The sequence below is a fragment of the Enterobacter sp. 3U4 genome (assembly GCF_057224565.1).
Genome location: NZ_CP136665.1, coordinates 2,781,435 through 2,798,797, shown reverse-complemented (window position 1 = coordinate 2,798,797; position 17,363 = coordinate 2,781,435). Strand labels below are relative to the sequence as shown.

The window sequence follows — 17,363 nt, the reverse complement described above, 5'->3', positions numbered from 1 at the left end:
AACGTCTCCTGTATTTTTGCAGCCCCATAATGGCGGCTGCGGATCTATTATGCAAATTCACGGTCTTATTTGGTGGCCTGGCAGACCTTCACCACCGGCAGGCACAGGCTATGGCGGATGCGCAGCGTCGCCAGGGCAAGCACCACCATCATCGCCGTTTCCACCATCAGGAAGACGTTAACCGCCTGGGTGTAATCCCCGTGATGGTTCAGCAGCGCGTGCAGCAAAATCGCGCCAAAAATGGCCGGGCCAAGCCCCAGCGCGGCCTGCTGCAGGGTGCTTAAAATAGCGCTCGCGGCTCCCGCATCGTCAGGCTGGATGTCGCGCATCCCGATGCGGTAGAAGCTGTTCACGATCAGCGCCTGCCCGTAGCCCACCAGTCCGGTGGCGGGCGCCAGCGTCAGGGCGGTATTCTCCATGCCCCAGACGCGGAACGTGGCGATCAGCGCCAGCAGGCCGGTAATCTGGATTGCCAGACCCGTCAGCAGGATGGTGCTGGTGCTGTAGCGGGCAATCAGCCGCGGCGCGAACCATGCCGAAATAAAGTAGGTCACACCGAGGGCGATAAAACTGTTCCCGGACTGCCAGGGAGCCATCCCCAGGCCGGTTTGCATGGTGAGCGCCATACAGAACATAAATCCGGACCAGACGCTGAAAAAGAGCATCGCAATCAGTATGCCAAAGCGTACGCTGCGAAGCGCAAGCAGGCGCGGCGGGATCAGCGGGTGGGCATTCTCACGCTCTTTTTTGCGCGCATTCAGCGCCATCAGCCAGGCCAGCGGGATAAGGGCGAGAAGCATAACCTTTAGCGGCCAGGACCAGTGCCACTGCGGACCGAGCGCCATCGGAAACAGCAGACAGCAAAGCATGATGGCCAGCAGCACGGTACCCGGCCAGTCGATGCGTGACGGCGTCTCGCGACGGGTTTCCGGTACGAAGCGGCGGCTCAGCGCCAGCACCACCAGACAAATCGGCACGTTGATAAAGAAGGCGTTACGCCAGCCCAGCCCGGCGATATCCGCCGATACCAGCCAGCCGCCGCCCATCTGCCCGACGATAAACGCAATCCCGCCGATGCCGCCGAACAGGCTGATGGCTTTTGCATGCGCCGTACCTTTGAGCGTCACGTGCAGCGTGGCAAGAATTTGCGGCATGATCAGTGCGGCACCCGCGCCCTGAACGATGCGCGCGGCGAGCAGTTGTTCAATGTTCCCCGCCATTCCGCACAGCAGCGAGGCCAGGCCAAAGCTCGCCACGCCCCACATGAACAGACGGCGACGGCCAAAGTTATCCCCCAGCTTGCTGCCGAGCGCGAGGCAGACGGCAAAGGCCACGCCGTAGAGCGCGACGATGAGCTCCAGTTCAGTGGCGGTAGCGTGCAGTGAATGGGTAATGGCATCCAGCGCCACGTTGGTGATTGAGGTATCAATCATCGGCAGCATCTGGCCGGTTAACAGCAATATCAGGCCAGCGCGACCCGGTGAAACAACTGACGTTTTCATGGTAACTCCATTGCGTCATTCAACAGATGGTCGTAGCATCTACCATCAGATAAACGGGTACCAGTTCTTGCTTATACTGGTACTGGCACTACCATGCAGGGGGAATTATGGCGCTGATGTCTGAACCCGTCGTCTCACTTCAGGATGACACCCGAAAACAGCTCGGGGCATTTTTACGCGCCCGACGTGAAAGCCTCGATCCGCAGTGTCTCGGCTTGCCGCGCAGCGGTCGTCGCCGCACGCCGGGTCTGCGCCGGGAAGAGGTGGCGATGCTCGCTGACGTGGGCGTGACCTGGTACACCTGGCTTGAGCAGGGCAGGGACGTCAATCCGTCCAGCGCGGTGATGGCGGCCGTGGCAAAAGCGCTGCAATGCACCCCAACTGAAGCCCGGCATCTGTTTGTGTTAGCGGGTTTGCCGCCGGGTGAAGCGCCGCAGGCGGTCTGCTGCGAAGGCATCAGCGAAGGCACCCGACGCCTGCTGGATACGCTGATGCCGAAACCCGCCAGCATTCAGAAACCCAATTTCGACATCGTGGCGTGGAACGACAGCTTTGGGCATCTGATGGGTGTCGATTTCAATGAAATCCCGCCGGAAGATCGTAACTGTATTTATCTGTTCCTCACGCATCCGGCGTGGCGCGCGCGCCTCGGCAGACGCGACGACGTGCTGCCCATTTTTGTCTCCTATTTCCGGGCTGCGATGGCTGAACACCGGGGGGACCCGCTGTGGGAGGCCAAACTGGCGCGTTTCTTTGCGGTGTCCGAAGAGTTTAAAAACCTGTGGCACCAGCGTAACGACGTGCGCGGCGTGGAGAACCAGCTCAAGCTGTTTACCCATCCCGAGCTGGGGGATTTTACGCTGCAGCAGATGTACTGGTACTCCGCGCCGCGAAACGGGTCGCGTCTGCTGGTGTATCTGCCGGTGGATGAGGCCGGGGAGCGGGCGATGGAATGGCTGGCGGCGCAGGGGAAGTAGTTTTTTTGCGAGGGGCTTTCAGGGAGTAAGAGCCGATTCTGCTGAGTGGATGAGACAGGTGTAAGGTGGGGTTTAACGTAAACCCGTCGACTGAATCGACATCATTTCGATGAGGTGTTAAGTCGTCTATACTCTCGCCATGAGCAACCACTATGTCGCCACTGATGATTGATTCCGCAGATTTCAGCCAAAAATTAGGCCTTATCTCCCGAAACGTCGAACATACTGAAGCGTTTCTTGCGCGGGGTACGGTGGATTTTCATCTGCCCGGATTTATGCTGCCTGCAGGATATCGTCTGTTAAAATCGCGCTACGGCGATGAATATCGCCTTGTCACCACCGACGAAGGAAAACCTTATACGGCGTATGCCGTTAAGTTGACGTTTCATAAAGAAATTACCTTTCCCCACGGGGCTGCGACACAGGTCATGGTGTGGCGTACGCCGCGCGCTGTCCATCAGCGGGTAATCAGTGGATTACCCCAATCCTTCTTCCAGTGGGTGTTGAGCGAATACGACATTGTGGTTTCCGACAGCGAACAAACCGGTGATGGACAGCGGTTTTGGTTACGCATGATCGACTGGGCGTTCAGCATGAATTATCAGATAAGCGTGGCGGACGGTACGGTAGGTGAAGAATGGCACTTAACGCCGGTGAGTTCATATGCCGAACTGGAAGAACGCTGGATTGCGTTTGCCTGGGGACACGATCGTGACGTGCATCCGCATCGCAGGTTAGTCATCAGTAAAGCGTAACGGGCCGCACAGAGCGGCCCGTTTTGTTTAGCACTCAGTCACAATCGTGCTCAGCGGCAGGCGGGATTTCGGCAGCGTGGCGTTGAAATCTTCCACGCTGTGATGCCCAACCGGAACCACCACCAGGCTGGTGAAGCCCTTCTCTTTCAGGCCAAACTCTTCGTCGAGAATAGCGGCGTCGAAACCTTCGATCGGTACCGCGTCCAGGCCCATTGCGCCAACGCCCAGCAGGAAGTTGCCGACGTTCAGGTAAACCTGCTTCGCCATCCACTGGTCGTCATCTTTCAGATCCACGCGGTGCATGTCGGCGAAATAGGTGCGGCCCTTGTGGTTCGCGGCTTTGGCTTCCGGGGTGTTGAAGCGACCGTCGGCTTCTTCCTGATCGACAACGCGTTCCAGCCAGGCATCGTCCATCGCGGTTTTCGCGCAGAACACCACCACGTGAGAGGCATCCAGGATTTTGCGTTCGTTGAACACATAGGTGCCCGCCGCGGATTTCGCCACGCGCGCTTTTCCTTCCTCGGTGCTGGCCACAATGAAGTGCCACGGCTGGGAGTTGGTGCTGGACGGGCTGTACTGCAGCAGGGTTTTGATTTTTTCCGCTTCTTCAGCGGTCAGTTTTTTGCTTGCGTCGAACGCCTTGGTGGAGTGGCGTTTCAGCGCAACAGAAATGATATCCATAACAACTCCTGATGATCAAATTCGCCCGCGTGCGGGCGCGAAAGGTGAGCAGATTACAGCGGCACGCGGAAAAAGATAAGGGCAATTCGAGCGTTTAATCTGTTCGTCTCAGACGAACAATCAGACCGGCCGGATCCACTTCTGGTCTTTTTTCGGCAGCTTATCCACCACCAGATGCCAGGAATCATTGATGAGATCGGTAACCAGTTCCGGGGTCACGTCGTCAGTGCCGTAAAGGGAAATCCAGTGCTTTTTACTCAGATGGTAGCCGGGTTCTATCCCGCGGTAGATCTGCTGGTTTAAGAGAGATTTCTCCGGGTCTGACTTCAGGCTGACGTGCGGCCGCCCGTGTGCGACGGCCACAATCATGAAAATTTTTCCACCCACTTTGAACACGTCAAACTCCGGCCCGAACGGCCAGCAGTGTTCGGTGAACGGCAGCTCCAGCGCAACGCGTTTTGCGTGCTCCTGCAACGTTTTACTGTCCATCGTTCTCTTCCTGGGCAAGCCCGCGCCACATCACCTCAAATCCGAGCGCTTTAAAATCAACGGCGCGGGACGGGTCGCGGGTGGCAAATTCCATCGTACTTTCGGCCAGCGATAAGAAAAGCGCATCGCCAAACGTTTTAAATTCATCAGACATAAACACCTGACGCACCGAGCGGCGGCAGAGTTCATGCAGCTCCGGAAACATCTCTTTCACCGCCTGTTCCGTTTCGGTGCTCAGCTTTTCACTGACGCCAATCTGGCGGATCGCCGCATGAGCAACCGGGTTACGAATACCCCAGTCCACATAGCTGTTCCAGATATTGCGGGTATGTTCTTTAGGTAGCGTGATGGTGCGATCGAGGTTCGCCAGCATGGTCTGGCAGAGATCCTGCTTCAGATGAAGATAGAGGGCATTCAGCAGATCGTCTTTCGTAGCAAAGTAGCGGAACAGGGTGCCTTCGGCGACGCCCGCCTTACGGGCAATGAGCGCCGTTGAGGCGGCAATACCTGACTGTGCAAATGCCGCCGTTGCGGCTTCCAGTAAGGCCTGTTTTTTATCTTCACTCTTCGGACGTGCCACTAAATTTTTCCTCCTGTCAATTATAAAAACCCTGATTGAAACACGTGCTTTGACACGCTGCAACGCGGAATGTCAAAGATCGAAAACGTCTTGACGACTTTATCATCATATCTATAATGAGTGCTTACTCACTCATAATCAAGTTTACCCTGCGCACGCTATCGGATGGGGCGCGTTTTCGGGTCAGGATATGAAAAAACCTCTCTTCATCTGCGTGGTGTTAATCATGATTATTGCTTCAGCCGCGAGTTTACCGTTTGTTCTGAATGCCGGATTCGGCCAGCCGCCGCAGGGTGAACGACTCACTGAAGTGGAGGCCTCCCCACAGTATCACGAGGGGAAATTCCACAATACGCTGCCGACGCCGGGTTATAACGGCGATAAAAATATGCTGGTCGCAATGTGGGAGTTTCTGACCAAAAAAACCGAAAACGCCCGCCCGGCCCAGCCGCTGCCGCTGGTGAAAACCGATCTTGCGAGCCTGCCGCTGGAGCAGGACACCCTGGTGTGGCTTGGTCACTCCTCGTGGTATCTGCAGCTCGCGGGTAAACGGATCCTGATTGACCCGGTGCTTGGCAACTATGCCGCGCCGTTCTCGTTCCTCAATAAGGCCTTTGCCGGCGAGTATCCGTGGCGCGCGGAACGCATGCCGGAGATCGACCTGCTGATTATCTCGCACGATCACTACGATCATCTGGATTACGCCACTATCAAGGCGTTACTGCCGAAGGTGAAGCGCGTAGTGACGCCGCTGGGCGTGGGGTCCCACCTGCGTTACTGGGGGATGAAGCCCGAGATTATTGACGAGCGCGACTGGAACCAGTCGGTACGCATCAGCGATGAATTGACGGTGCACGTTCTGCCAGCGCGTCACTTCTCCGGTCGCGGCATCAAACGCGATCGCACCTTGTGGGGCAGCTTCATGTTCGTCACGCCAGAGCAGAAGGTTTACTACAGCGGGGATTCCGGTTACGGCCCGCACTTCAGGGCCATCGGCGAACAGTTTGGCGAAGTGGACGTCGCCATCATGGAAAACGGTCAGTACGACCAGGACTGGAAGTACATCCACATGCTGCCGGAGGAAACGGCGCAGGCCTCGGCGGATCTCAACGCGAAAGCCGTGGTGCCCGGACATAACGGACGCTTCGTGCTGGCGAAACACGCCTGGAACGATCCGCTGATCCAGCTGGCAAAAGCCAGCAAGGATAAAAATTATCGGTTGCTGACGCCGGAACTGGGCGAGCCCGTCCGGGTAAGCGACAGCGCACAAACATTTCGTGCGTGGTGGGAATAATGTTTAAGCGAGAAGCAGAGGGGGACAGCAGTATGACCATTTCCGCTCAAGTCATCGACACTATCGTCGAATGGATCGACGATAATCTGCACCAGCCATTACGAATAGAAGAGATTGCCCGTCACGCGGGTTACTCGAAATGGCACCTGCAGCGGCTGTTTATGCAGTACAAAGGGGAGAGTCTGGGGCGTTATATCCGTGAACGTAAGCTGCTGCTGGCGGCGCGCGATCTGCGAGAATCCGATGCCCGGGTGTACGACATCTGCCTGCGTTACGGGTTTGACTCGCAGCAGACGTTTACCCGTATCTTCACCCGTACGTTCAACCAGCCGCCGGGAGCGTACCGTAAAGAGAACCATAGCCAGACACATTAACCTGTCGCGCGTAGGCCGGGTAAGGCGTAGCCGCCACCCGGCTTTTTTATGGGCTCAGGACGCGAGTGAAAACCAGCGTCGCCAGACGAAACGCAGCACGAAGAATTCAATCGCCCCGAGCAGTAAAAACCACACGCAGAACACAATGGTATAGAGCTGGTTAAGATCGACCATGTGAAAGGTCTGAACCAGCTTCTGCGCCAGCACCAGCCCAAGCGAAGGCGCCGGGAGCAGCAGGCACGAAAGCAGGGCCAGTAATAAAATGCCGCCTGCGGTGAGCAGCGATTCTAGCGGGTGTTTCATCGTAATGTTAATCGTCAGTTAAAAATGTCATTGTCCGGCATTCTGTAACGTAAAGCAATATCAGCCCCGCTGGCCTTTTTGAATAAAACAAAGACATTATTACTGCGAATAAATAACAACATACGACCCGGCGTTTATATTATTATCTCGTAATGTAAATAAACGTCCGCATCAGGAAAATAATTTTACAAATGTATAGGTGCTATAACCAATTAACGTGGCAATAACAATGGCCGCGATAACGTATAACACCAGTCTGCGCCCGCGATAAATACCCCACATGGTTCCCCCTCGTTTAGTATTGGTTTAGAAATATTTTGTAAAAATCAGATTATCGAAATAGTTTTAATCAGTTTTGAATAACCGAGAAGTCATTATATTGCGGTAGATCAATTTTACCCGCAAGACTTTAAAATGAATTTATTTAAGCCCGAAAGGAATTCAGGCTTCTGTTCACCGGAAATTGAAGGAAAAATACGATGACTGAAAAAAAATTGACTCCTAACATGCCGCCTTCCGGCGGGTTGGCATACCAGCAGACCGTAGAGCAGGTGCTTGCACACGCGCAGAGCCAGGCTAGCGGTCTGGATCGTGCAGAGGCGCAGGCGCGTCTGCAAAAAACAGGGCCGAACGCGCTGCCGGAGAAAAAAGGCAAACCCGCCTGGCTGCGTTTCTTAGCCCATTTTAATGATGTACTGATTTATGTCCTGCTGGCCGCCGCCGTATTAACGGCAATAATGGGCCACTGGGTTGATACGCTGGTTATTTTGGGCGTGGCGGTAATCAATGCCTTAATTGGTCATATTCAGGAAAGCAACGCGGAAAAATCCCTGAAGAGTATTCGTAATATGCTCTCCAGCGAGGCGCGTGTTATTCGTAACGGCAACCACGAAACTATACCCACAACTGAAATAGTCCCGGGCGATATTATTGTATTGCGCGCGGGGGACCGTATTCCGGCGGACATGCGTCTAATTGAAGCGCATAATTTACGCGTGGAAGAGGCGATTCTGACCGGTGAATCCACCGTGGTGGATAAACACGTTAATCCGCTGAGCGGCGAATTACCGCTGGGCGATCGCACCAACATGGTCTTCTCCGGGACGACAGTCAGCGCGGGCGGCGGCGTCGGCGTGGTCACCGCGACCGGTCAGGATACGGAACTCGGCCACATCAACCAGATGATGGCGGGTATCGAGAAGCACCGTACGCCGCTGCTGGTGCAGATGGACAAGCTGGGTAAAGCGATCTTCGCCATTATCCTGGCTATGATGGCCGCGCTGTTTGTCTTCAGCCTGGTGTTCCGCGAGATCCCGATGGGCGAGCTGCTGCTCTCCCTGATTAGCCTGGCGGTGGCCTCCGTACCGGAAGGTCTGCCGGCAATTATCTCCATCATCCTCTCCCTTGGCGTGCAGGCGATGGCGCGTAAGCGGGCGATTATCCGCAAGCTGCCGACGGTTGAAACGCTCGGCGCGATGACCGTGGTCTGCTCGGATAAAACCGGCACCCTGACCATGAATGAGATGACGGCTAAAGCCATCATCACCGCCGACGCTTGCTACCGCGTGGACGGCAACAGCTACGAGCCGGTAGGCAACATCTCCCTGGAAGGCAGCGACGAGCCGGTGCAGATCCAGCCGGGCACCGTGCTGGAGCAGTACCTGCGCACCATCGACCTGTGTAACGACAGTCAGCTGATTCAGGATGAGCGCGGCCTGTGGGGCATTACCGGTGGGCCGACCGAGGGCGCGCTGAAGGTGCTGGCGGCGAAGGCCAGCCTTGAGCCGGTGATGACCACGCTGGTGAATAAGATCCCGTTCGACTCGCAGTACAAGTACATGAGCACCCACTACCAGATTGGCGGTGAGGAGCAGATTTTGATCACCGGCGCGCCGGACGTCATTTTCGCCCTGTGCGCGCAGCAGCAGACCCGCAACGGTGCGGAAGCCTTCAACCGCGCGTACTGGGAAACCGAAATGGAGCGCTATGCGCGTCAGGGGCTGCGCATGGTTGCCGCGGCATTCAAGCCGGCGAACGGCGAGCAGGAGCTGACGCACGACGACCTGAGCCACGGTCTGATCTTCCTCGGCATCGCCGGGATGATGGATCCGCCGCGCCCGGAAGCCATTGACGCGATTAACGCCTGCCAGCAGGCGGGGATCCGCGTGAAGATGATCACCGGCGATCACCCGCAGACGGCGATGAGCATCGGCCAGATGCTGGGGATCACCAACAGCGAGCAGGCGGTCACCGGCTATGAGCTGGAGAAGATGGACGACGCCGCACTGGCGGAAGCCGCGGTGAAGTATGACATCTTCGCCCGTACCAGCCCGGAGCATAAGCTGCGCCTGGTGAAAGCGCTGCAGGACAAAGGCGAAATCGTGGGCATGACCGGTGACGGCGTGAACGATGCCCCGGCGCTGCGTCAGGCGGACGTGGGCATTGCGATGGGCATTAAGGGCACGGAAGTGACCAAAGAGGCGGCGGATATGGTCCTGACGGACGATAACTTCGCCACCATCGCCAGCGCGGTGAAAGAGGGGCGTCGCGTTTACGACAACCTGAAGAAGACCATCCTGTTCATCATGCCGACTAACCTGGCGCAGGGGCTGCTGATTGTGATTGCGCTGCTGGCGGGGAACATCATTCCGCTGACGCCGGTGCTGATTCTGTGGATGAACATGGCGACCTCGGCCACGCTCTCCTTCGGCCTGGCCTTTGAGGCCGCCGAGCGCAACATCATGCGCCGTCCGCCGCGTCAGACCGGGCAGCACGTGATGGACGCCTACGCCGTCTGGCGCGTGGCCTTCGTCGGCACCATGATTGCCATCGCCGCCTTTGCGCTGGAAGCCTGGCTGGCCCCGCGCGGCCACAGCGCGGAGTTCATCCGCACCGTGCTGCTGCAGATGCTGGTCTGCGCCCAGTGGGTGTACATGATTAACTGCCGCAACACCGAAGGGTTCTCCCTGAACCGTGGCCTGCTGGCGAACAAAGGGATCTGGCTGGTGACGGGCGTGCTGTTCCTGCTCCAGGCGGCGATTATTTACCTGCCGTTTATGCAGATGCTGTTTGGCACTGAAGCCCTGCCGCTGCGCTACTGGTTTGTGACCCTGGCCGTTGCAGGCGTGATGTTCTTCGTCGTCGAAATCGAGAAGCGACTGACCCGCAGGTTCCGTAAGGCTGCATAACGAAAACCTTACCCCACACCCCTCACCCTAACCCTCTCCCCTAAGGGGAGAGGGAATGTGAACACCCTCGCCCCTTTGGGGAGAGGGCCGGGGTGAGGGGAGAAACAACGCTGAGGTACTCCCATGAAATTCCCGGTCCTGTTTGCACTTCTTGTCAGTACCCTGCAACCCGTCTTCGCCGCCGCCATTCCCGTTCGCGTCGCCACCGTGGAGCAAACCGCCCACGCCGCCGAGCGCCAGATCCCGGGCCGCATCGAAGCCATTCACACCGTTGAGCTACGCGCACGCACGGAGGGCACGATCGCCAAAATCCACTTCCGTGACGGGCAGTACGTGAAAAAAGGCGACGTGCTGTTTGAACTGGACGACGCCGAGCCGCGCGCCGCCCTGCGCCTGGCGCAGGCCGAGGTGAAAAGCGCCGAAGCCACGCTGCGCCAGGCGCAGCAGCAGCTTTCCCGCTTTGAAAGTCTCGGCAACAGCAACGCCATCAGCCGTCACGACGTGGACAACGCCCGCATGCAGCGAGACGTCGCCAGTGCCGCGCTGGAGCAGGCGAAAGCCCGGCTTGAAGCCCGCAGCGTCACCCTGAGCTACACCCGCATCACCTCGCCGATTGACGGCCGCGTGGGGCACAGCAGCTTCCACGTGGGGAGCCTGGTCAACCCGGCGAGCGGCGTTTTGGTGGAGGTGGTGCAGCTTGACCCGATCCGCATCGCCTTTGCGCTGGAAGAGGGGGCATTTGCCGCCAAAGCCGGACAGCATGCGGATATTAACGCCATGAAGCGTGCCTGGCAGGCGCTGATCGACAGCAACGGCCAGCGCGTCAGCGGCGAGCTGACGTCAGTGGATAACCGCATTGACCCGCGTACCGCCAGCGTGATGCTGCGCGCCGAGTTTGCCAACCCGCGCCATCAGCTGCTCCCCGGCGGCAATGTGAACGTGTTTTTGCGTCCGGCAAGCGAGCAGCCGGTGCTGACCCTGCCCGCCGCTGCCGTACAGCAGAACGGCGATGGATTCTTTGCCTGGGTGGTTAACGCCGACGGCAAAGCCGAAATGCGTTCGCTGACGGTCGCCGGACAGATCGGCCAGCAGTTCCAGATTACCTCCGGCGTAAAGGCCGGTGAGCGAGCGATTACTGACGGCGCGCAGCGCGTGCAGCCTGGCGCTGCCGTCCAGATACTGAATTAAGGAGCCATCATGCTGACGTTTTTCATCAAACGCCCGCGCTTCGCGATGGTGATTGCGCTGGTCATCACCCTGCTGGGGGCCATTGCGCTGAGGATTATCCCGGTGGAGCAGTATCCGCAGATCACGCCGCCGGTGGTGAACGTCTCTGCCAGCTGGCCAGGTGCCAGTTCGGCTGACGTGGCGGAGGCCATCGCCACGCCGCTGGAGACGCAGCTAAACGGCGTGGATCATATGCTCTACATGGAGTCCACCAGTTCGGACGAAGGCACTTACAGCCTGAACATTACCTTTGCGGCGGGCACCGATCCGGATCTCGCCGCCATCGACGTGCAAAACCGCGTGGCGCAGGCCGTGGCGCAGCTCCCAACCGAGGCGCAGCAAAACGGCGTGCAGGTGCGCAAGCGTGCCACCAACCTGATGATGGGGGTAAGTCTTTACTCACCGAACAACACCCACACGCCGCTGTTCGTCAGCAACTACGCCAGCACCCAGGTGCGCGAGGCGCTGTCCCGTCTGCCCGGCGTCGGGCAGGTGCAGATGTTCGGCGCGCGCGACTACAGCATGCGCATCTGGCTGCGTCCGGACCGCATGAACGCCCTGAACGTCACCACCGATGACGTGGCGCAGGCGCTGCGCGAGCAGAACGTGCAGGGCGCGGCGGGTCAGGTGGGAACGCCGCCGGTGTTTAACGGCCAGCAGCAGACGCTGACCATCAACGGGCTGGGGCGCTTAAGCCAGGCCGAAGACTTTGCCGACATCATTATCCGCGCGGGCGAGATGGGCCAGCTGGTGCGCCTGAAGGACGTGGCGACTATCGAACTCGGCTCGCGCAGCTACAGCTCCGGCGCGCAGCTGAACGGCCACGATTCGGCCTACCTTGGCATCTATCCGACGCCGTCCGCCAACGCCCTGCGCGTGGCCGATGCGGTACGCGCGGAGCTGGAGCGTCTCTCGACGCGCTTCCCGGATGACCTCGTCTACGAGGTGAAATTCGACACCACCTCCTTCGTCGCCGCGACCATTAAGGAGATCGGCGTCTCGCTGGCGCTGACGATGCTGGCGGTGGTGGTGGTCGTTTCCCTGTTCCTGCAGAGCTGGCGCGCGACGCTGATTGTCGCCCTCGCCATCCCGGTGTCGCTGGTGGGCACCTTCGCGGTGCTCTACACGCTGGGCTACTCCGCCAACACCCTCAGCCTGTTTGCCATTATTCTGGCGCTGACCATGGTGGTGGATGATGCCATCGTGGTGGTGGAGAGCGTTGAGACGCTGATGGCGGAAGGGCAGAGCCGCACGGCGGCGACCGCGCTGGCGCTGCGCCAGATTGCCGGGCCGGTGATCGCGACCACGCTGGTGCTGCTGGCGGTGTTTGTGCCGGTTGCGCTCTTACCGGGGATTGTCGGTGAGCTGTACCGCCAGTTCGCGGTGACGCTCTCCACCGCCGTGACGCTCTCAAGCCTCGTGGCGCTGACCCTGACGCCCGCCCTGTGCGCGATGCTGCTGCGTCCACGCCCGGAGAAACCGGCGGCAGTCTATCGCGCCTTTAACCGCGGGCTGGACGCCACGCGCGGTTTCTACACCCGCATCGTGAATGTCTTAAACCTGCGTCCGTGGCTGGCGCTGCTGGCCACCGCAGGCGCAGCGGCAGTCGTGCTGTTCAGCTTTACGTCGATGCCAAAAGGCTTCCTGCCGCAGGAGGACCAGGGCTACTTCTTCGCCAGCGTCCAGCTGCCGGAAGCGGCCTCGCTGGAGCGCACCGAAGCGGTGATGACCACGGCGCGCGAGTTAATCGCCAAAAACCCGGCGGTGGAAGACGTGATTCAGGTCTCCGGATTTAACATCCTCAACGGCACCAGCGCCTCCAACGGCGGGTTTATCTCCATCATGCTGAAGGACTGGAGCGAGCGCCCGCCGCTGGAGGAGGTGATGGGTACCCTGCAGCGCCAGCTGCTGGCCCTGCCGGAAGCGACCATCATGACCTTCGCGCCGCCGACGCTGCCGGGGCTGGGCAACGCCTCCGGCTTCGACCTGCGCATTCAGGCGCAGGCAGGGCAGAGCCCGGCGGAGCTGGAGCGCGTCACTCGCGAGGTGCTGGCGAAAGCTAACCAGCATCCGCAGCTGAGCCGCGTGTTCACCACCTGGAGCAGCAACGTGCCGCAGCTGACGCTCACCGTTGACCGCGAGCGCGCCGCGCGCCTCGACGTGCCGGTGTCGCGCATCTTCAGCAGCCTGCAAACCGCCTTTGGCGGCACCCGCGCCGGGGATTTCAGCATCAACAACCGCGTCTACCACGTGGTGATGCAGAACGAGATGCAGTGGCGCGAGCGCGCCGAGCAGATTAGCGAGCTGTTCGTGCGCAGCAACAGCGGCGAGCGGGTACGCCTGAGCAACCTTGTCACCATCACGCCGACCGTCGGCGCGCCGTTCCTGCAGCAGTACAACCAGTTCCCGTCCGTGTCGGTGAGCGGCTCGGCAGCGGCTGGGGTGAGCAGCAGCACGGCGATGTCGGCGATGGGCGAGATTTTGGCGGAGAATTTGCCTGCGGGGTACGACTACGCCTGGAGCGGAATGTCGTATCAGGAGCAGCAGACCGGCAATCAGGCGATCTGGATCGTGCTGGCGGCGGTAGTGATGGCGTGGCTGTTCCTCGTCGCCCAGTACGAGAGCTGGACGCTCCCGGCGAGCGTGATGCTTTCGGTGCTGTTCGCCATCGGCGGGGCGCTGGTCTGGCTGTGGATGGCCGGATACGCCAACGACGTGTACGTGCAGATTGGTCTGGTGCTACTGATAGCCCTCGCCGCCAAGAACGCGATCCTGATCGTGGAGTTTGCCCGCGCGCGGCGGATGGACGGAATGGCGATTGTTGATGCCGCGCGGGAAGGGGCCTCGCGCCGCTTCCGCGCGGTGATGATGACCGCCGTGTCGTTCATTATCGGCGTTCTGCCGATGATGCTGGCGACCGGCGCAGGAGCCCAGAGCCGCCGCATCATCGGCACCACGGTCTTCAGCGGTATGCTGGTGGCGACCGTGGTGGGGATTCTGTTCATCCCCGCGCTATTCGTGCTGTTCCAGCGCCTGCGCGAGTGGGGCCACGGCCTTACGGACTCGTCGCCCACAGCTCGCAGTGCTTCTGCACCAGAGAAATAAGCGAGCCGCCGTCGGCGATAAAGTCCCGCATGCGCTGCGCCTCGCTCTTGCCCTGCTTTAACAGCAGGGCAACTTCATTGATTGCGCTTGTGGCACCGAGCTTATCGGCAGACGGCGCCACCTGCTCCAGCAGCCAGGCAATGTCTTCCGCCACGGTTCGTTGCTCGCCGGTCTGCACGTCCGTCAGGATCCCCTCCAGCCCGTAGCGACACGCCTGAAAACGGTTAAAACGGTAGAGCAGAAAATCCCGTTCCTGATGTTTATAGGGACGCGTGGTCAGCAGCCAGTGCGACGTTGCCTGAATCAGCCCGGCGATGTTAATCGCGTGGCCGAGCGTCAGCGGCGTATCCATCACCCGCACCTCCACGGTGCCAAAATGCGGGCTGGGGCGAATATCCCAGTGCAGATCCTTGATGCTGTCGATCATGCTGGTTGAACTCAGGCGGCGGAACAGCCCTTCGAACTCCTGCCAGCTGTTAACCCACGGCATCTGCCCGTTATCCGGGAACCCGGAGAAGATATTGAGCCGCGACGAGGAGAACTTTGTGTCGGTGCCCTGCATGTACGGCGAAGCGGCCGCCAGGGCAATAAAGTGCGGCACAAAGCGCGACAGGCCGTGCAGGAGGTAAATGGCGTCATCCCCGGTCCGGCAGCCGACGTGAACGTGCTGACCGAACACCGTCGCCTGCAAAATCAGATAGCCAAAGCGCTCCAGCGTGACGTTATAGCGCTCGTCGTCGCACACCTCCTGACGCTGCCATTTCTGGAACGGATGCGTCCCGCCGCCGCAGATCTGAATGTGCTGCTCCGCCGCGGCGCGCAGGATGCTCTGCTGCATCACAGAGAACTGCGCCGCCGCCTGGTCGATGGTCTCACACACGCCGGTGGCGATTTCGAGCATGCTTTCGGTGATGTCGTGTTTGACTTCACCGCCTTTGATGTCGTCTTTGACGGCGGCGATGAGCGCGGAGGAGTCCTGGCTGAGATCGTACCCCGGCGGGTTAACCACCTGCAGTTCGAGCTCGATGCCAAGGGTGAACGGTTCAGAGGATTTGAAATCGGGTAAAGGCATGGCGCACTCCGTTGTCTGTAGAGTGTTGAGTATAGACAACGGGTGTGGCGCGCTCGTCTCAGGGTGGTATAACTGATAGCAGGCTTAGCAAAAGGGGAGTGAATCATGTCTGACTATCCAACCGTTGCGCTCATTGGTCCCGGTGCAATTGGTACCACCATTGCCGCGGTCCTGCATGACGCTGGCCGCACGCCGCTGCTCTGCGGACGGACCGCACACGCGGAGTTACGCCTGCGTCACGATGAGGGTGAAACGGTGGTGCCCGGCCCGGTATTAACCGATCCGACGGCCATTACGCGCCCCGTTGACCTCGTGTTTATCGCGGTGAAAACGACGCAAAATGCCGACAGCGCCGGTTGGCTGCGCGCGCTGTGCGATGAAAATACGGTGGTCTGCGCCCTGCAAAACGGCGTGGAACAGAAGGCTCAGCTTGAGCCTTTGGTCAGCGGTGCGACTGTGCTGCCGTCGGTGGTCTGGTTCCCGGCGCAGCGCGAGCCGGATGCCTCCGTCTGGCTGCGCGCCAAACCGCGCCTGACGCTGCCGGACGTGCCGCAGGCGCAGCGGGTAGTGGAGGCGCTTCGCGGTACGCGCTGTGGGGTTGAACTCTCGACGGATTTCTCCACCGTCGCCTGGCGTAAGCTGCTGCAAAATGCGGTCGCCGGTCTGATGGTGCTGGCCAACCGCCGCGCCGGGATGTTCAGGCGCGAGGATGTCAGCGAACTTTCGCTGGCCTACCTGCGCGAAGGGCTGGCCGTCGCCCGTGCCGAAGGGGCGAAGCTGGCCGATGACGTTGCGCAGGAAATTCTGGCGAACTTCCAGCGCGCGCCAGTGGATTTGGGGACGTCGATTCTCGCAGACCGTCAGGCGGATCGCCCGATGGAGTGGGATATCCGCAACGGCGTCATCCAGCGCTACGGCCGCAAACACGGCATTGCGGTGCCCATCAGCGACGTGGTGGTGCCGCTGCTGGCGGCGGGGAGCGAGGGGCCGGGTTAACGGCCGCTGTTTTTTCGTTCGGCAAAGTAATGGGCGGGCGTGCTGCCCATCGCTTTTCTGAACATGGTGATAAACGCGTTCACGGATTCATACCCGAGCGTTGTCGCCACGTTCTGGACGGGCACGCCGCTTGCCAGCTCCCGCAGGGCAATAATTAAATGCAGCTGCTGGCGCCATCGTCCGAAGCTCAGCCCGGTCTCGCGCTGCATCAGGCGTGCAAACGAGCGCTCGCTGAGGGCAAGCCGTTTCGCCCACTCCTTCAAGGTGCTTCGGTCCTCAGGGCGGCTGACCAGCGCGTCGGCCATAGCGCGAATTTTAGGGTCGGTTGAAACCGGCAGGCTGAGCTTCTGCTGCGGCATGCTGGCGAGCTCATCCAGCGTGACCCTGATTAGCCTGGCAACGTGGCCGTCAGGGGGATAATCCACGCCCTCACGGGTTAGGCGATCGACCAGCTCCTTAATCAGCGGCGAGATCGCCAGCGTGCAGCACCTCTCCGGCAGCACTGCCGCACCAGGCTCAATAAACAGATAGTTCAGATGCGCGTTCCAGGTCGCTTTGGCGCTATGCGGGATCCCGCCGGGGATCCAGACGGCGCAGTCCGGCGGCACGATCCAGATGTCATTTTCCGCGTAACAGCTGACCGCTCCGTACCGGGCAATAATCAGCTGTCCTTTCCGGTGGCTATGCACCGGCACTTCCGCCGCGTAGTCCACGAAGTCCAGATGACGCGCCACGGCAGGAGAGTCGGTAGAGTCAGGGTCATACAGCGTAGTAGCAGATTGAGGCTTCACGATTTTGGCAACATTCAGGTATTTTTTGA

15 protein-coding genes are annotated in these 17,363 nt (G+C 59.7%); 8 read left to right on the top strand and 7 right to left on the bottom strand.

All coding sequences use genetic code 11. The annotated features are described in order from the left end of the window. Positions 1 to 65: 65 nt before the first annotated feature. Positions 66 to 1,502, bottom strand: coding sequence for an MFS transporter (locus RVY89_RS13395; protein ID WP_484825592.1), 1,437 nt, complete (start codon positions 1,500 to 1,502; stop codon positions 66 to 68). Between the two features lie 107 nt (positions 1,503 to 1,609). On the opposite strand from RVY89_RS13395, the gene RVY89_RS13390 reads away from it, so the two are divergent. Further along, positions 1,610 to 2,479: a helix-turn-helix transcriptional regulator gene (locus RVY89_RS13390; RefSeq protein ID WP_484825591.1), complete on the top strand. Its 870-nt coding sequence runs from the start codon at positions 1,610 to 1,612 to the stop codon at positions 2,477 to 2,479. A 152-nt stretch (positions 2,480 to 2,631) separates the two neighbouring features. After that, on the top strand, positions 2,632 to 3,234 hold the full coding sequence (locus RVY89_RS13385; RefSeq protein ID WP_484825590.1) for a hypothetical protein: 603 nt from the start codon (positions 2,632 to 2,634) through the stop codon (positions 3,232 to 3,234). A gap of 27 nt (positions 3,235 to 3,261) precedes the next feature. Here the strand turns inward: RVY89_RS13385 and nfsB are convergent, their stop codons facing one another. From nfsB to RVY89_RS13370, 3 genes are all read right to left on the bottom strand, one after another. Beyond that, complete coding sequence (nfsB, locus tag RVY89_RS13380) at positions 3,262 to 3,915, bottom strand: oxygen-insensitive NAD(P)H nitroreductase (RefSeq protein WP_371898814.1); 654 nt, start codon at positions 3,913 to 3,915, stop codon at positions 3,262 to 3,264. A 120-nt stretch (positions 3,916 to 4,035) separates the two neighbouring features. After that, the gene (locus RVY89_RS13375; RefSeq protein WP_111967331.1) at positions 4,036 to 4,404 is read right to left on the bottom strand and encodes an MmcQ/YjbR family DNA-binding protein; all 369 of its coding nucleotides are present in this window, start codon (positions 4,402 to 4,404) and stop codon (positions 4,036 to 4,038) included. Next, positions 4,394 to 4,984, bottom strand: coding sequence for a TetR/AcrR family transcriptional regulator (locus tag RVY89_RS13370; RefSeq protein WP_484825589.1), 591 nt, complete (start codon positions 4,982 to 4,984; stop codon positions 4,394 to 4,396). The genes RVY89_RS13375 and RVY89_RS13370 overlap by 11 nt, the downstream gene beginning before the upstream one ends. Positions 4,985 to 5,174: 190 nt before the next feature. Here RVY89_RS13370 and RVY89_RS13365 point away from each other — a divergent pair, with 190 nt between their 5' ends. Then, positions 5,175 to 6,278, top strand: a complete 1,104-nt coding sequence (locus tag RVY89_RS13365; protein WP_484825588.1) for an MBL fold metallo-hydrolase — start codon at positions 5,175 to 5,177, stop codon at positions 6,276 to 6,278. Positions 6,279 to 6,310: 32 nt separating this feature from the next. After that, entirely contained in the window at positions 6,311 to 6,652 is a 342-nt protein-coding gene (locus RVY89_RS13360) for a RamA family antibiotic efflux transcriptional regulator (protein WP_010428317.1), read from the top strand. Between the two features lie 54 nt (positions 6,653 to 6,706). Here the strand turns inward: RVY89_RS13360 and RVY89_RS13355 are convergent, their stop codons facing one another. Beyond that, positions 6,707 to 6,955: a DUF1158 domain-containing protein gene (locus RVY89_RS13355; RefSeq protein WP_484825587.1), complete on the bottom strand. Its 249-nt coding sequence runs from the start codon at positions 6,953 to 6,955 to the stop codon at positions 6,707 to 6,709. A 479-nt stretch (positions 6,956 to 7,434) separates the two neighbouring features. On the opposite strand from RVY89_RS13355, the gene RVY89_RS13350 reads away from it, so the two are divergent. The 3 genes from RVY89_RS13350 (at position 7,435) to RVY89_RS13340 (ending at position 14,475) form a co-directional block, all read left to right on the top strand. Beyond that, the gene (locus tag RVY89_RS13350) at positions 7,435 to 10,143 is read left to right on the top strand and encodes a cation-transporting P-type ATPase (RefSeq protein ID WP_484825586.1); all 2,709 of its coding nucleotides are present in this window, start codon (positions 7,435 to 7,437) and stop codon (positions 10,141 to 10,143) included. A 123-nt stretch (positions 10,144 to 10,266) separates the two neighbouring features. Further along, complete coding sequence (locus RVY89_RS13345; RefSeq protein ID WP_484825585.1) at positions 10,267 to 11,331, top strand: efflux RND transporter periplasmic adaptor subunit; 1,065 nt, start codon at positions 10,267 to 10,269, stop codon at positions 11,329 to 11,331. Positions 11,332 to 11,340: 9 nt separating this feature from the next. Then, the gene (locus RVY89_RS13340; RefSeq protein ID WP_484825584.1) at positions 11,341 to 14,475 is read left to right on the top strand and encodes an efflux RND transporter permease subunit; all 3,135 of its coding nucleotides are present in this window, start codon (positions 11,341 to 11,343) and stop codon (positions 14,473 to 14,475) included. Here RVY89_RS13340 and RVY89_RS13335 read toward each other — a convergent pair. After that, positions 14,426 to 15,547, bottom strand: a complete 1,122-nt coding sequence (locus RVY89_RS13335) for a YbdK family carboxylate-amine ligase (protein ID WP_484825583.1) — start codon at positions 15,545 to 15,547, stop codon at positions 14,426 to 14,428. The two genes, RVY89_RS13340 and RVY89_RS13335, sit on opposite strands and share 50 nt — an antisense overlap. 105 nt (positions 15,548 to 15,652) lie before the next feature. Here RVY89_RS13335 and RVY89_RS13330 point away from each other — a divergent pair, with 105 nt between their 5' ends. Then, positions 15,653 to 16,543: an oxidoreductase gene (locus tag RVY89_RS13330; protein WP_484825582.1), complete on the top strand. Its 891-nt coding sequence runs from the start codon at positions 15,653 to 15,655 to the stop codon at positions 16,541 to 16,543. Here the strand turns inward: RVY89_RS13330 and RVY89_RS13325 are convergent. Further along, positions 16,540 to 17,334 (bottom strand): AraC family transcriptional regulator, encoded by a 795-nt coding sequence (locus RVY89_RS13325; RefSeq protein ID WP_484825581.1) that lies wholly within the window; start codon positions 17,332 to 17,334, stop codon positions 16,540 to 16,542. The genes RVY89_RS13330 and RVY89_RS13325 overlap by 4 nt on opposite strands. Between the last annotated feature and the right edge of the window lie 29 nt (positions 17,335 to 17,363).

What these genes read in the sequence shown, in the direction of transcription:
- RVY89_RS13395 (WP_484825592.1), bottom strand. Translation starts at nt 1,502, where the DNA reads ATGAAAACGTCAGTTGTTTCACCGGGTCGCGCTGGCCTGATATTGCTG.
- RVY89_RS13390 (WP_484825591.1), top strand. Translation starts at nt 1,610, where the DNA reads ATGGCGCTGATGTCTGAACCCGTCGTCTCACTTCAGGATGACACCCGA.
- RVY89_RS13385 (WP_484825590.1), top strand. Translation starts at nt 2,632, where the DNA reads ATGTCGCCACTGATGATTGATTCCGCAGATTTCAGCCAAAAATTAGGC.
- nfsB (WP_371898814.1), bottom strand. Translation starts at nt 3,915, where the DNA reads ATGGATATCATTTCTGTTGCGCTGAAACGCCACTCCACCAAGGCGTTC.
- RVY89_RS13375 (WP_111967331.1), bottom strand. Translation starts at nt 4,404, where the DNA reads ATGGACAGTAAAACGTTGCAGGAGCACGCAAAACGCGTTGCGCTGGAG.
- RVY89_RS13365 (WP_484825588.1), top strand. Translation starts at nt 5,175, where the DNA reads ATGAAAAAACCTCTCTTCATCTGCGTGGTGTTAATCATGATTATTGCT.
- RVY89_RS13360 (WP_010428317.1), top strand. Translation starts at nt 6,311, where the DNA reads ATGACCATTTCCGCTCAAGTCATCGACACTATCGTCGAATGGATCGAC.
- RVY89_RS13355 (WP_484825587.1), bottom strand. Translation starts at nt 6,955, where the DNA reads ATGAAACACCCGCTAGAATCGCTGCTCACCGCAGGCGGCATTTTATTA.
- RVY89_RS13350 (WP_484825586.1), top strand. Translation starts at nt 7,435, where the DNA reads ATGACTGAAAAAAAATTGACTCCTAACATGCCGCCTTCCGGCGGGTTG.
- RVY89_RS13345 (WP_484825585.1), top strand. Translation starts at nt 10,267, where the DNA reads ATGAAATTCCCGGTCCTGTTTGCACTTCTTGTCAGTACCCTGCAACCC.
- RVY89_RS13340 (WP_484825584.1), top strand. Translation starts at nt 11,341, where the DNA reads ATGCTGACGTTTTTCATCAAACGCCCGCGCTTCGCGATGGTGATTGCG.
- RVY89_RS13335 (WP_484825583.1), bottom strand. Translation starts at nt 15,547, where the DNA reads ATGCCTTTACCCGATTTCAAATCCTCTGAACCGTTCACCCTTGGCATC.
- RVY89_RS13330 (WP_484825582.1), top strand. Translation starts at nt 15,653, where the DNA reads ATGTCTGACTATCCAACCGTTGCGCTCATTGGTCCCGGTGCAATTGGT.